The 14,197-nt window shown below is 65.1% G+C and carries 12 protein-coding genes; 10 read left to right on the top strand and 2 right to left on the bottom strand.

What is annotated here, in order from left to right; genetic code table 11:
* The first annotated feature begins 27 nt into the window (after positions 1 to 27).
* From ligD to AO716_RS12795, 3 genes are all read left to right on the top strand, one after another.
* Positions 28 to 1,062: a non-homologous end-joining DNA ligase gene (ligD, locus tag AO716_RS12805; RefSeq protein WP_055241303.1), complete on the top strand. Its 1,035-nt coding sequence runs from the start codon at positions 28 to 30 to the stop codon at positions 1,060 to 1,062.
* Between the two features lie 94 nt (positions 1,063 to 1,156).
* Complete coding sequence (locus AO716_RS12800) at positions 1,157 to 1,780, top strand: malonic semialdehyde reductase (RefSeq protein ID WP_055241301.1); 624 nt, start codon at positions 1,157 to 1,159, stop codon at positions 1,778 to 1,780.
* 126 nt (positions 1,781 to 1,906) lie between these two features.
* The gene (locus tag AO716_RS12795) at positions 1,907 to 2,659 is read left to right on the top strand and encodes a glycosyltransferase family 2 protein (protein ID WP_055241299.1); all 753 of its coding nucleotides are present in this window, start codon (positions 1,907 to 1,909) and stop codon (positions 2,657 to 2,659) included.
* On the opposite strand, the gene AO716_RS12790 is transcribed toward AO716_RS12795, so the two are convergent.
* The gene (locus AO716_RS12790; RefSeq protein ID WP_082413547.1) at positions 2,656 to 3,609 is read right to left on the bottom strand and encodes an alpha/beta fold hydrolase; all 954 of its coding nucleotides are present in this window, start codon (positions 3,607 to 3,609) and stop codon (positions 2,656 to 2,658) included. The genes AO716_RS12795 and AO716_RS12790 overlap by 4 nt on opposite strands.
* Positions 3,610 to 3,740: 131 nt before the next feature.
* On the opposite strand from AO716_RS12790, the gene AO716_RS12785 reads away from it, so the two are divergent.
* From AO716_RS12785 to galK, 4 genes are all read left to right on the top strand, one after another.
* Positions 3,741 to 4,586: a class I SAM-dependent methyltransferase gene (locus AO716_RS12785; RefSeq protein WP_055241297.1), complete on the top strand. Its 846-nt coding sequence runs from the start codon at positions 3,741 to 3,743 to the stop codon at positions 4,584 to 4,586.
* A 95-nt stretch (positions 4,587 to 4,681) separates the two neighbouring features.
* Positions 4,682 to 5,494 (top strand): lysophospholipid acyltransferase family protein, encoded by an 813-nt coding sequence (locus tag AO716_RS12780; protein ID WP_055241295.1) that lies wholly within the window; start codon positions 4,682 to 4,684, stop codon positions 5,492 to 5,494.
* A 3-nt stretch (positions 5,495 to 5,497) separates the two neighbouring features.
* On the top strand, positions 5,498 to 6,631 hold the full coding sequence (galT, locus tag AO716_RS12775) for a galactose-1-phosphate uridylyltransferase (protein ID WP_055241293.1): 1,134 nt from the start codon (positions 5,498 to 5,500) through the stop codon (positions 6,629 to 6,631).
* Positions 6,628 to 7,770 carry a galactokinase gene (gene galK / locus AO716_RS12770; protein WP_055241291.1) on the top strand — a complete coding sequence of 381 codons (1,143 nt, stop codon included), beginning with the start codon at positions 6,628 to 6,630 and terminating at the stop codon, positions 7,768 to 7,770. The genes galT and galK overlap by 4 nt, the downstream gene beginning before the upstream one ends.
* A gap of 76 nt (positions 7,771 to 7,846) precedes the next feature.
* Here galK and AO716_RS12765 read toward each other — a convergent pair whose 3' ends face one another.
* On the bottom strand, positions 7,847 to 8,503 hold the full coding sequence (locus AO716_RS12765) for an SDR family oxidoreductase (protein WP_055241289.1): 657 nt from the start codon (positions 8,501 to 8,503) through the stop codon (positions 7,847 to 7,849).
* Positions 8,504 to 8,728: 225 nt separating this feature from the next.
* Here AO716_RS12765 and AO716_RS12760 point away from each other — a divergent pair, with 225 nt between their 5' ends.
* The 3 genes from AO716_RS12760 (at position 8,729) to AO716_RS12745 (ending at position 14,111) form a co-directional block, all read left to right on the top strand.
* Positions 8,729 to 10,252 (top strand): carboxylesterase/lipase family protein, encoded by a 1,524-nt coding sequence (locus tag AO716_RS12760; RefSeq protein ID WP_055241287.1) that lies wholly within the window; start codon positions 8,729 to 8,731, stop codon positions 10,250 to 10,252.
* A 66-nt stretch (positions 10,253 to 10,318) separates the two neighbouring features.
* Positions 10,319 to 11,956 carry a ribosomal protection-like ABC-F family protein gene (gene abc-f / locus AO716_RS12755; protein ID WP_055241285.1) on the top strand — a complete coding sequence of 546 codons (1,638 nt, stop codon included), beginning with the start codon at positions 10,319 to 10,321 and terminating at the stop codon, positions 11,954 to 11,956.
* 649 nt (positions 11,957 to 12,605) lie between these two features.
* The gene (locus AO716_RS12745; RefSeq protein ID WP_055242254.1) at positions 12,606 to 14,111 is read left to right on the top strand and encodes a carboxylesterase/lipase family protein; all 1,506 of its coding nucleotides are present in this window, start codon (positions 12,606 to 12,608) and stop codon (positions 14,109 to 14,111) included.
* Positions 14,112 to 14,197: the final 86 nt, after the last annotated feature.

Here is a 14,197-nt window from a genome sequence, read left to right as displayed (position 1 = left end):
CCTGCGGTCAGCAGGTAGCCTGCCTGCATGGCCGCGAAAGCAACTACCATTTCCGTGCCCGGTCCCGACGGCGTCCGCGAGGTACGCATCTCCAGCCCGGACCGCGTGCTGTGGCCGGAGTCCGGTTTCACCAAACTGGATCTGGCCACATACATGGTTGCCGTGGGCGGGGCATTCGTCGCTGCCAACGGTGACCGCCCGCTGTCACTGCAGCGTTTCCCGGGCGGGATAGACGGTGAACAGTTCTTCTCGAAGAACCCGCCCAAAGGAGCGCCCGACTACGTCCGGGACGTAATGGTGGTGTACCCAAGTGCACGTTCCCATCCGCAGCTGGTTATTGACGAACCCGCCGCAGCCGTCTGGGCGGTGCAGATGAATACCATCGTGTTCCATCCATGGCCCTCCCGTGCCGAAGATTCGGATAACCCGGACCAGCTTCGGATCGACCTGGATCCGCAGCCCGGAACCGACTTCGACGACGCAGTTCCGGCCGCAGCCGCCCTTCGGGAGGTGCTCGCTGAAGCAGGGCTCGAGGCCTATATCAAGACCTCGGGCAACCGGGGGCTGCACGTCTTCGCGCCCATTGAACCGGTGCGGGAGTTCCAGGACGTCCGGCACGCCGTTATCGCCGCCGCCCGGGAACTTGAACGCCGCATGCCACAGCAGGTGACGACGTCGTGGTGGAAAGAGGAACGCGGCGAGAAAGTGTTCGTTGACTTCAACCAGGCCAACCGCGACCGCACCATGGCCGGGGCATACAGCCCGCGGGCACTGCCGCATGCACCGGTCTCCACTCCCGTCACCTGGGACGAGCTTGAGAGCGTGGATCCGCGTTCCTTCACGGTGGAAACGGTGCCGGACAGGCTGGCGGACACAGGGGACCCATGGGCAGACTTCGGCGACCGTCCGGGCAGCATTGACGTGCTGCTCCAGTGGTGGCAGCGGGACCTTGAAAGCGGGCTCGGCGAGCTCCCGTTTCCTCCCGACTACCCGAAGATGCCCGGTGAGCCTCCACGGGTCCAGCCGAGCCGGAGGAAGATGGACCTGCCCGAAGAATCGTAGGTGTGAGGATTATCACCCGGTCGATTGGGAAGGGGGCGGGTGGCGGCGGTGTTAAGCACCTCGAGTAACTCCGCCAAAAAGAAAGTCCTTCTTCATGAGCAACAGCGCCACCCAGTCACTCCAGGACCACGCCGTCGTCAGCAGCGAAGCCCTCGACACCCTGTTCCTGGAAGCACGCACCGCCAACACCTTCAGCTCCGAACCGGTCACGGAGGAGCAGATGCGGGCCATCTACGAACTGACGAAGATGGGTCCCACATCGATGAACATCCAGCCGATGCGCATCACCTGGGTGAACTCCCCGGAAGCCCGGGAACGCCTGGTCAAGCACATGGCCGAAGGCAACCAGGGCAAGACCGCTTCAGCCCCCGCAGTTGCCGTGCTCAGCTTCGACACTGAATGGCACGAAGGCTTCCCGACCTTCTTCCCCCACGCTGCAGAGCGCAAGGCCATGTTCGACGGCAACGAAGAGCTGCGCACGGTTATGGGCAACAACAACGCCCACATGCAGGCTGCCTACTTCATCATGGCTGTCCGTTCCGTTGGCCTGGCTGCCGGACCCATGGGCGCGTTTGACGCCGCAGCGATTGATGCTGAGTTCCACGCCGGTACCAGTCAGCGCACCTTTATGGTTGTCAACGTCGGAAAGCCCGGCGAGAACCCGTGGTTCGACCGCCTGCCGCGCTACGACTACGAGGCCGTGACCACCACCCTGTAGCCCTCCGCAGCAAAAAGGGCCGGCACCTGCCGGCCCTTTTTGCTGCCCCGGCCGTGTTCGCCCCGCTTCTCCTTCCACTCCGGACAGCGGCGGTGGGAGGATGTCATAGGCCGGAGGGCAGGGGATATGGCAACCATTTCAGTAGTAATACCCGCGCATAACGACGCCCCGTTCCTTGCCGTCTGCCTGGCAGCCCTGGCAAGGCAGACCCGCGTTCCTGACGAGGTTGTGGTGGTGGACAACTGCTCCGAGGATGACACGGCCGGGGTGTGCGCAGCGGCGGGTGTGCGCAGGGTAGTCGAGGCCCTCCCGGGTGTGGCCGCGGCAACCGCATGCGGTTTCGACGCGGCTGAAGGGGACATCCTCGCCCGGCTGGACGCCGATTCCGTGCCACCGCCGTACTGGCTGGCCCGGATGGAAGAGCTGGTGGAGGACGCCGGTCCCATGACGGCAGTTACCGGCCCCGGCAACTTCTACGGCGGCAACCGGCTCACCCGCTGGATAGCTGAGAACCTCTACATAGCGGGTTACCGCTGGTCAATGAACATCCTTATGGGGCATCCGCCGATTTTCGGCTCAAACTTCGCCCTGCACGCGTCCATGTGGAAACGGCTGCGGGAGGGAATGCACCGGTCCGGCAGCCGGATCCATGACGATCTGGATCTGAGCTGGCAGATTGCCCCGGACATGGACGTCCTATGGGTGGACTCCCTGCGGGTCGGGGTCTCTGCCCGCCCGCTGGAAAGCTGGAGGGGCCTGGGGCGGCGGCTCTCCATGGCATGGACAACCTTCCGCACGGACTTCGAGCAGCAGGGCCCGGTGGAACGCCGGAGGCTGCGGCGCCGGTGGCGAACAGAGCACGGTCCCGGCCGCGCCTAACCGACAGCCGGCGGCGCCCCGTCCGCGTAGAGCGCCAGCAGGTCCCGCGCCAGCTGGTTTGGTGCGGTCTCGCACGGGCTGTGCCCACCCCGGTAAACCGCCAGCCGGGCCTTGATTGCCCGGGCAAATCCGGCATGTACCCGGTTCGGCCAGACATCGTGTTCCCCGACTGCCACCAGCTTGGGCAGTGCCTGTTCCGCAAGCTGTGCCCGAACATCAGGAACGTGGCGCATCAGGGTAATGATGTCCCGAATTGACTGGCGGCGCGTGACCTGGAAGCGCCGGCGCACAAGATCCATCCTCGAGGCAGGAACCCTGGCGAAGTTCCGCTTGACCCCCCACACAATGAGATCTGCACTGGCGGGGCCGGAAACCAGGGGAGCGAACCTGCCCAGAATGCTGACCGAGCGGAAAGCCAGGCCCGGTTCCGGCGGGGCGCTCATCAGGGTGAGGGTGCGGTAAAGCTCCGGATACCGCAGGAGCCCCAGTTCGGCAATGACCCCCGCGAAGGAATAGCCAAGCACGTGGGCGGGCTCCCGGAGGGTCTGCAGGACTGCATAAAGGTCTTCCACAAACAGGTCGTAGTCATAGTGGTCCCTTGGGGGAGTGAGATTCTCCGGTCCCGCAGCTGCGGACTCGTACTGGCCGGCCAGGTCGTAGGCGAGGACGTAGTAGCCCTGTGCTGCAAGCAGGGGCATCAACAGGGAGAAATCCTCCTTGGAACCCATGACGCCGGGCACCAGGACCACCGGCGGACATCCTGGATCACCCATGGCGTCGGCGGCAAGCACTCCACTGGGAACCGTCAGGCCCAGACGCACCGAACCTTTGGGCAGGACCGACCAGTCGATGGAACCAAGCTGTGAATCCAGTTCCGCCGCGGGCGGTGCGGCAGTGCCGGAAGCAGCGGCGTCGAACGCGTTTGGCGCGTCACCTTCCGGAAGGGCCATACCTAACGATAGCCAGCAGCGCTGCTGCAGGAAGGATCCGGGGAGCCTTTACACTCTTTGGTACCAAGATCAGAATTGGCCCAGCGGGCCGGACCGGTCCGGACGTCTTGCAGTGTGCAGGAGAACCAGTCATGGAAACATCCCATCCGCAGCCCGGGCCGGACAGCGAGCTGAAAAACAGGCACCGCCGGATGTGGGCGCTGGGCGATTACAAGAGTGTTGCTGCTGAGGTTGTTCCCGAACTGGGTGCGGTGCTGGCTGCTGAAGCCGGTATCGGCCCCGGCGACTACGTCCTGGACATCGCGGCAGGTACAGGCAACGCTTCAATTCCCGCTGCCCTCGCCGGGGCCGACATAGTGGCACTGGACCTCACCCCTGAACTTTTGGAAGCCGGGAGGGCGATCGCCGGCTCCCAGGGCATCGACCTCGAGTGGGTGGAGGGCGACGCCGAGGACCTGCCCTTTGATAACGGGACGTTCGACGCGGTTATCTCCTGTGTTGGTGTGATGTTCGCACCCAACCACCAGCGCGCTGCCGCGGAACTGCTGCGGGTCTGCCGTCCGGGCGGAACGATCGCGCTGCTGAACTGGACCCCCGAGGGATTCGTCGGTGAACTGATGTCGATTATGCGTGATTACCAGCCGCCGCAGGCCGCAGTTCCCGGACCGCCGCTCTGGGGCCGCCAGGACTACGTTTCAGGGCTGTTCGGCGGGGGCGTCCAGGACTGGCAGGGCCGGCAGCAGATGGTCACAGTGGACAGGTTTGAGAACCCCGGACACTTCCTGGAGTTCTTCAAAGCCAACTTCGGGCCGGTGGTGGGGGTCTACCGCGGACTGGGGGAGGACATCGAACGCACAGCCGCCCTGGACCGCGAACTCACATCCCTGGCCGAACGGCATGCCCGCGCCGCAGACAACGGGATCGAAATGGACTGGGAGTATCTCCTGCTCCGGGGCACCGCCGGCGAAGGGCGCTAAAGTACTTCGCCGACGGCATGATGGTGCTTTTCCGCTCGCCGGGAGCAGGGGATAAACTGCAGTTGCTGTTACCGTCCCCAGCCAAGGAGCCGACTGTGCCCGCCAAACGCCGGCCTAACAAGTATGTTTACCGTTCGATCGTCTTCGCCGGAGTCGCAGCAGTGAAGCTGTTCCGGGTCAAGGTGATTCCGTCCGGCCTGGAGCATCTGCCCAAGGACGAGGTCATCCGGGGGCTGAACCGCCAGGTGGTTCCCGGCAAGGGAGCAGTGGTGGCCATTACGCACTTTGGCTACCTGGATTTCGTGTTCGCCGAATACCTTCTGTGGAAGCAGCTCAAGGTCCACATGCGCTTCCTGGTCACAAAGAAAGCCGCCCGCAAAAAGTTCGTGGCAGCCGTCTGCGACTGGTGCGAACACATAGTGGTGGACCGTTCCAACGGCGGAGCGGCCTACCCCATTTCAGTCGAGAAACTCCATAAGGGCGACTACCTTGCCGTGCTTCCGGAAGCCGGCGTCAGCCGCAGCTTTGAGGTCCGGCAGCTCAAGACCGGAGCAGTACGCATGGCCGCTGAAGCCGGTGTGCCCATTATCCCGGTCTCTGTCTGGGGTGGGCACCGGATGCTCACCCGCGGGCACGGCCTCAGCCTGAAGGCTGTTTGGAAAACACCGGTACGGATCCATATTGGTGAGCCCCTGAGGATCGATCCGGCCGCACCGGTCGCTGAGGAAACTCTCCGCCTCCAGAAGATCCTGCAGGAGGGGATTGACCAGTGCATCGACACCTATCCCGAGAAGGCCCCCGTGGGTGCCTGGTGGATGCCGGTAAGCCGCGGCGGGTCGGCAATGACCCCCGAGGACCAGGTTTTGCTGGACGAAGCAGACCGCGCCAAGTACAAGATCACGGGCTAGCCGGTGGATCCGGCAGGATCCGGAGCATTCGAACCGGCCCGGACGCACCTCGCTGACGGCCGGGAGCTCCTGTACTTCCACGACGGCGGTGCGGGTCTGCGCCAGGGTGGAGTTCCACCGGACACCCGGTCCCTGCCTCCGCGGCCGGATACTCCGGTTATGCGTTTTGATCCGCTGCTGGGGGACTGGATTTCCTACGCCGGGCATCGTCAAAACCGCACGCACCTGCCTCCGGCCGCAGAGTGTCCGCTGTGTCCTTCCGTGCCCGGACGCGCCACCGAAATACCGGCGCAGGAGTACGACGTCGCGGTCTTCGAAAACCGGTTTCCCGCTTTTGGTCCGGGCACCGCCGGATCCCTGCCGGACCCTGCCGGCGCTGAGGCACCCGCGGCCGGCCGCTGTGAAGTGGTCGCCTTCTCCCCGGACCATCAGGGGTCCTTCGCCGGCTTGAGCCTGGAGCGGATCCGGACAGTCATCCGGGCCTGGACCCACCGCACAGCCGAACTCTCGAAGGTGCCGGGTGTAGCCCAGGTGTTCATTTTCGAGAACCGGGGCGCCGACATCGGCGTGACCCTGCATCATCCCCACGGCCAGATTTACGCTTACCCGTACGTGACCCCCACAACGCAGCGCCAGCTCGATTCCCTGGCCGGGTACCACGCTGCTGCCGGCGGGGATCTCTTTACGGATCTCCTTGCCCGCGGGCAGGAAGGGCAGCGCATCGTGGCACATGGACAGTACTGGACGGCGTATGTCCCCTACGCGGCGCGGATGCCCATAGAAGTCCACGTGGTGCCGCACCGCCACGTGCCGGACCTGCCCTCGCTCACCGAGGATGAACAAACCGAACTCGCAGCGGTTTACCGGGATGTGCTGCGCCGGATCGATGGTCTGTACCCGACGCCCACTCCATACATCGCAGCCTGGTACCAGGCGCCCGTGGACCATCCCGGCCGGGAGAAGTACCGCCTCCATCTCCAGGTAACCTCGCCCCGGCGGGCAGAGAACAAACTGAAATACCTTGCTGGATCTGAAGCCGCGATGGGCGCCTTCATTTCAGATGTAACCCCGGAACAAACCGCCGCGCGCCTCCGCGCTGCGCTGGTGGACCCGGCAGGGACAGGCGGAAAACAGTGAGCACCGCCGCGGCAGCGTTCAGCGAACTCTACGGATACGCGCCCGACGGCGTGTGGTCGGCTCCGGGGCGCGTCAACATCATCGGGGAGCACACGGACTACAACGACGGCTTCGTCTTCCCGATGGCGATCGACCGGCGGGCCCGCGTCGCGGCTGCCCAGCGGCAGGACGGAGTGCTCCGGCTGGCCACAACAGCGCCGGGGGAACCGGCGGAGATTGCGGCAGCGGACCTGGCCCCCGGAGTCCTCTCCGGGTGGAGCCGGTACCTGGCAGGGGTGCACTGGGCGTTTGGGCAGCGGGGTGTCCGCGTGCCCGGCATGGACATCCTGCTGGAGTCCGATGTTCCGGTTGGAGCAGGCCTTTCCTCCTCCGCCGCCATTGAATGTGCTGCAGCCCTGGCTTTCGCCGAAGCGGCCGGCGCGGACCTGCCGCGTGAAGAGCTGGTGCTGATCTGCCAGCAGGCGGAGAACGACTTTGCCGGGGCCCCCACCGGAATCCTGGACCAGTCTGCGTCCCTGCTGTCCCGCGAAGGGCATGGCTTGTTCCTCGACTGCAGGTCGCGGCAGAGCCGCCTGGTTTCACTGGACCTGGGCAGCGAGGGCATGACAGTGCTGGTCATCGATACAAAAGTCAGCCACGCCCATGACTCCGGGGGCTACGCGGAACGCCGGCGGGACTGCGAGCGGGCCGCGGAAGAGCTGGGCGTGGGAGCGCTGCGGGACGTGGACCTGTCCGATCTGGTGCTGTCCGCCCAGGGTATGGACCAGCGTGCCTACCGGCGGGCCAGGCACGTGGTGAGTGAGAACTCCCGGGTGCTTACCGCCGTCGGGCAGCTGGAAGCGGGACGGCCTATCCGGTCCCTGGGGCCGGTGCTGGCTTCCAGTCACGAGTCGCTCAGGGACGACTTTGAAGTCTCCTGCCCCGAACTCGACCTGGCGGTGGAGGCTGCCATGGCAGCCGGCGCGGCAGGTGCGCGGATGACCGGAGGAGGGTTCGGCGGATCAGCCCTGGCCCTGGTCACCGAGGCCGGGGCTGATTCGGTGGAGCGGGCCGTTACCCGCGTCTTCGCACGTGCCGGATACACGGTCCCGGAAGTTTTCGCTGTCGATCCGGGAGCCGGTGCCCGGCGCGAAAGCTAAGGCGGGGGAACGGGGTTAAAAGGGGCGGGCCGGCCGGATAACTCCGGCCGGCCCGCCCCTTTTTGCTTATGGTCTGCTAAGCCTTCGTCACTGCGCTGACGGCGTCACGGATAGGGGTATCCCCGTTGATGAACTCGATGAACTGGCCCACGGTCCCTGGCTGCTCAAGCACTTCGGCAGCGACAGCTGCGACGTCGGTGCGGGAGACACTGCCGTCCTGGCCGCCGCCAACACTGATCCGGCCGGTGCCGGGGTCATCGGTCAGCGCGCTGGGGCCAAGGATGGTCCAGTCCAGCCCGCTGCGGCGCAGATGGTCGTCAGCCGCTGCCTTCGCCTCGGCGTAGGCGTAGAACCCGTTGTCCGGGTCCACTCCGTGGTCCTTGCCGGCGCCCATGTAGGACACCATGACGTACCGCCGGACGCCGGCCTGCTCAGCGGCTTCCATGGAACGGATGGCAGCGTCGCGGTCCACGGCATAGGTGCGCTCGGGGGAACCGCCGCCCGCCCCGGCAGACCAGACAACGGCGTCGTGCCCGGACAGGCGCTCCGCCAGTTCAGGAGTGTCAAGCTTTTCGAGGTCGGCCACAATCGGTGCTGCGCCCGTGGCAGCAACTTCCTCCACGTGGTCCGGGTTCCTGAACAGCGAGGACACCTCGTGCCCGTTCGCTGCGAGGTCCTTCGCCAGCTGAAGTGCCACCTTGCCATGTCCGCCAATGATTGCCACGCGTGCCATGGTGCTCCTTTCGTCGGGTACGTACAGGAAGCATAAGCATACTGATGGTTGCGGGGCCGGATCTTCAGCCGCGGGCGGAACCGGGAATACCGGTGCCGGACAGATCCGGGGAAAAGCGGAGGCGGTATTGGTGAAGGGGATGGTCTGTGCAGGCGGTGCGAACTAATATCCAAAGGTGCCCGGGCTGGCCGGCCAGCGCCGAGGGGCCAAGGCGAAAGGAAGTACATGTCTACTGCCACCGCGGAAGCTGATCTCACCGTCCAGACTGCAGAGGGGGCGGTCCTCGGGCGGCTCGCAGGAGCCGCCAGGGTCTGGAGAGGCATTCCGTACGCGAAGCCTCCCGTCGGAGAACTCCGGCTGCGGCTGCCGCAGCGTGCGGCCCCCTGGACCGGTGTACGCCAGGCGGGTGATTACGGACCATGGGCCCCGCAGCGGGTGCGCAGGCTGCTGCCGGGTGCGGCCGCCAAGACACCAATGAGTGAGGACTGCCTGTCCATCAACGTTGCCGCCCCCGCCCAGCCGGCAGATTCGCCCCTGCCTGTCCTGGTCTTTTTCCATGGGGGCGCCTTCAATACCGGGTCAGCTGCCATGGAGATGGTCGACGGGTCCCGGCTGGCATCCGAGGGCAACGTTGTCTTCGTATCGATGAACTACCGTCTTGGCGCCCTGGGCTTTATGGACTTCCGGGCGTACTCGACAGCCGGGCGTACCTTCGACGTCAACGTTGGCCTGGCGGACCAGGTGGCAGCCCTTGAATGGGTCCGGCGGAACATCGCGGGCTTCGGCGGGGATCCGGAAAACGTGACCATATTCGGCGAATCTGCCGGCGCCATGTCCGCTTTGACGCTGATGTGCGTTCCGTCCGCCGCCGGACTGTTCCACCGGGCGTTCCTGCAGAGTCCCGCGCCGGGGGCGGCCTATGGGCCGGAACTGGCGTCACAGTGGGCCGAGCAGTTCCTCGGGCTGCTGGGGACCGGTCCCGGGGGTGCTGTGGAAGCTCTGGCGACGCTGCCGGCGTCGTCCCTCGTTAAGGCAGGAGATGAGCTGAGCAGCAAAATCACGCCCGAAGCCCAGCCCGGGGCGCTGAGCCTCGCCCCGGTGGTTGACGGATCTTTCCTCCCGCTGCATCCCCTGGATGCGTTCGAGCAGGGACGCGCTCACCGGGTTCCGCTGGTGATCGGCACCATGGAGAACGAGGGAGCCCTGTTCGACCGGCTCCATGACATCCTCCCCACCTCCGCGGAGCGGATCCGGAAAATGTTCGAATTGACCGACCCGGAGGCGCAGGACCGGGTGACAGCGGCATACCGGGGGTTTCCGCACCGGAAGCAGGCAGTGGAGCTGGGAGGGGACGCCGTCTTTTGGTATCCCAGCGTGCAGGCCGCCCAGGCACACTCCGGCTATGCACCGACCTGGTCCTACCGCTTCGACTATGCGCCGCGAGCCGCGAGGGCCGCAGGACTCGGTGCCACCCATGGCCTGGACCTGGCTGCTGTCTTTGGCAATTACGACACCGGCACGGCGCGGGCCCTGCTCAGCCTGGGGAACCGGCGTACCACCATGAATGTCGGGCACAGGTTCCGCTCCGCGCTGCTGCGCTTCGCCCGGACAGGTATGCCGGGTCCAATGTGGCCCGGCTACGATTCGAGCACGCGCCGCACCAAGATTTTCGACCGGTACGACCGCATTGAACTGGACCCGCGGGCAGTCCGCCGGCGGGCCTGGGACGGCTACCAGGGGTACCGCTAGCGGCTGGGAGGGCCGCCTCTTTAGGCCCGCGCGGTGACAGGAGAATAGCCGCATAAGATTGAAGCCATGAGCGCCACCCTTGTTGCCCGCAGCCTGTCCGGTGGTTACGCCCACCGGGTCCTGTTCTCCGACCTTTCACTCACTGTCGCCCCCGGCGATGTTATTGGCATTGTCGGCGCCAACGGGGCCGGAAAATCAACGCTTTTCCAGCTCCTCGCCGGAGCAGGTGTCCCGTTCGAAGGGACTGTGGAACGGCATCCTACGGACGCCTTCGTGGGCTGGATGCCGCAGGAACACGAGCGCGTTGAGGGTGAGACGATCGCCGAATACGTGGCGCGGCGCACAGGTGCCGCCGCAGCTACAGCTGCGATGGAGGCTGCAGCCGAGGGGCTCGAGTCCGAATCGGTCCAGGCCCAGGACGAATACGCCTCCGCCCTGGACACCTGGCTGGCCTCCGGGGCCGCAGACCTGGACGAGCGTATGCCTGCCGTTCTGGCCGACCTTGGCCTGGACGTCGGCACCGAGGCCCTGATGACCGGTCTCTCCGGTGGCCAGGCGGCTCGGGTGGCCCTCGCAGCACTGCTGCTCAGCCGCTTTGACATCGTCCTGCTGGACGAACCCACGAACGACCTTGACCTTGACGGCCTCGCGAAGCTGGAGGAGTTCGTCCGGGGCCTTCGGGGTGGCGTAGTGCTTGTTTCGCATGACCGGGAATTCCTGGCCCGGTGTGTCACCCGGATTGTGGAGCTGGACCTTGCCCAGAACCAGGTCGCCGTGTACGACGGCGGTTACGATGCCTTCCTTGAAGAACGGGCCGTTGCCCGCCGGCACGCACGCGAGGCCTACGACGAGTTCGCCGGCCGCAAGGCCGAACTGGTTTCGAAGGCCAGGACCACCCGGGAGTGGAGCTCCCAGGGCGTGCGCAACGCCATGCGCAAGTCACCGGACAATGACAAGATCCGGCGGCGGGCGAGTATGGAGTCTTCCGAAAAGCAGGCGCAGAAGGTTCGCCAGATGGAATCCAGGATTGCACGGCTCGACGAAGTTGAAGAGCCCCGCAAGGAGTGGCAGCTGCAGTTCTCTATAGCGGCTGCACCGCGTTCCGGGTCAGTGGCGGCCGTGCTCAATGAGGCCGCAGTATCGCGTGGCAGTTTTCGGTTCGGACCGGTTTCACTGCAGGTCAACGCGGGCGAAAGGATCGGAATCACCGGCCCAAACGGCGCGGGTAAGTCGACTCTGCTTGCCTTGCTGCGGGGTACGCTCAGCCCGGACGAAGGAACTGTGTCGCTGGGATCCTCGGTTGCCCTCGGCGAAATTGACCAGCTGCGTACCCAGCTGGCAGCCCGGGAGCCGCTGGCGGCTGCTTTCGAATCCTGCGTGCCTGAAATGAATGCGGGTGAAGTCCGCACCCTCCTCGCCAAGTTTGGCCTCAAGGCAGATCAGTCCGGAACGGCCGTGGGTGCGCTGTCTCCGGGCGAGCGTACCCGTGCAGCCCTGGCACTGCTCCAGGCCCGGGGGGTGAACCTCCTGATCCTCGATGAGCCCACCAACCACCTGGACCTTCCGGCGATCGAACAGCTCGAGGAAGCACTTGAGTCGTATACCGGGACGCTGCTGCTGGTTACCCACGACCGCCGGATGCTGCAGAACGTCCGCCTGGACCGGATGTGGAACGTCAGCAACGGCACCGTGACGGAGAAGTAGCCAGAGCTGACATCTTGCCCCAGGGTGTGTGACAAGTGTGAAAGATGTGATAATAGTTTTCTAAGGGTGGCAGCTGCCTTCATGGATGATCAGCAGCGCTGCCGTATCGCGGGGGAAAGAAGTTGTTATGGCTTCGATGAGCGCATGGATGCATGCTCAGCCAAGGTCTCAGGAACGGCCGTCCACCAGGACGCCGGCTTCACTGCGCATGATCGACATACCGGTCCTGCTGACAGTGTGGATGCTGTGTGTGCTAACCGACTGGAGCACGCCGGCCAAAATCATGCTTAACGTCTTTGCGGTGGCTTTTCTATGCCTCAAAGAGGTAGCAGTCCACCGCTATCTCCAGCAGAGGGAACATCGGCCCGCGCGCCTTGTCCTCGTGCCGCAGCAGTCCTAGTTCGCCGACCTGCCCTGGCCGAACCTGGCCTTGCCTAACCGGCGCACCGCGGACTCTGTCTGGTGCTGTGCACTGGTTCCTGTCCCGCCACCGGCCTATCGTAGATAAGCGCGGAACCGGTTCGGAAAGCGGGCCGGCGGCGCGGCGGTTTTGCTCCAGCGGGGCCAGCTGCCTTGCCTGACGGCAACCAGCCGCGAAAAGCGCAGCGATGCGCCGCTCGGCGAGAGCAGGTAAAGAATGTCCCTGGAGATGTCAGCACTTGAAGTCGAAACAGCAGACGGCTGGGTCCGCGGCGTAGTAGACGACGGCGTACGCACCTGGCGGGGAATCCCTTACGCGGCACCGCCTTTGGATGATCTTCGGCTCCGCGCTCCTTTGCCGCCGCAGCCCTGGACCGGCATCAGGGACGCTTCGGAATTCGGAGCAATACCGCCCCAGTCCCGCGGAATTGCGCTCACGGGTTCACGCCGCAGGCCCCTGATGAGCGAGGACTGCCTGACGGTAAACGTGAGCGCCCCGCTGGAGCCGGAAAAGTCCGGTCTCCCCGTGCTCGTCTACCTTTACGGCGGCGCCTTCAGTTCCGGGTCCTCGGCGGTGCGGACCTACCGTGGAGCCAACCTTGTCCGAACCGGGGAGGTAGTTTACGTCTGCCTCAACTACCGGATCGGCGCCCTGGGGTTCATGGACTTTACGTCTTTCTCCACCCCGGAGCGCCCGTTCGACTCAAACGTCGGGCTGCGGGACCAGGTCGCGGCTCTGCAATGGGTGCAGCGGAATATTGCAGCGTTTGGCGGAGATCCGGAGAACGTCACTATCTTCGGGGAGTCGGCCGGCGGCATCTCCGTGACTGCCCTGATGTGCATTCCTGCGGCTGCCCCCTACTTCCATAAGGCCTTTGCGCAAAGCCCTGCGCCTTCCGGAGCCTATTACCCGGACATGCATGAGCGCTGGGCCCTGGACCTGCTGGAAATACTGCGGGTTAACGAAGCCGACGCCGCAGAGGCACTGAGCCGTATGCCCGCGGCAAAGCTCGTCAACGCCATCCGTCACCTGACCACGAAGGTTGGTCCGGTGCAGCAGCCCGGCAGCCTTAGCGTGTCGCCTGTGATAGACGGCGAGTTCCTGCCCCTTCACCCGATCGACACGTTCCTGGGAGGAAAGTCTGCGCCCAAGCCCCTGGTGCTGGGAACCATGGCCCACGAAGGTGCCCTTTTCGCCAAGCTGGACAACATACTTCCGTCGACGCCGGCGCGGCTTGAACGCATGTTCGCCGGGACCGATCCGGATGCGCTGGCCCGCGTAGTGGCCGCTTATCCCGGCTATCCTTCCCGGGACCGGTCTGTTCAGATCAGCGGTGACCTGGTCTTCTGGTATCCGAGCCAGATGGTGGCAGAAGGGCACTCCAGGGTCGCGCCCACCTGGACCTACCGCTACGACTACGCCACCAGGCTGATGAACCTTCTCGGCTTCGGAGCCACGCATGCCTTCGACGTACCGGTGATGTTCGGTGAAACCAACGAAAGAACCATGCGTGCCCTGTCCCTGCTGGGCGGCATGGAGGAGCTCCGCGAACTCTCCGCCAGGTTCCAGGGATCCCTGCTGAGCCTCGCCCACCGTCATCTGCCCGGCGAGGACTGGCCGCGGTACGACGAGAAGGACCGGCATACCCGGATCTTCGACCGTGAAGACCGGATAGAGTCGGATCCCTTTCCCGAACGGCGGCGGGCCTGGGAGGGGTACCGCGGCTATATCTGAGGTGCCGGGTGCATTCAGTCCGGGCTGCAGCCGTGAGAGTGTTAAGCAGGCTTAGGATTCAACTCCCGTGCCGAAGTATTTAGCTA

Source organism: Arthrobacter sp. Edens01, assembly GCF_001307035.1.
In the GTDB taxonomy this organism is placed as follows: domain Bacteria; phylum Actinomycetota; class Actinomycetes; order Actinomycetales; family Micrococcaceae; genus Arthrobacter_B.
Note: the sequence above shows the minus strand (reverse complement) of the source record. Positions and strands in the feature narration are given on the sequence as shown.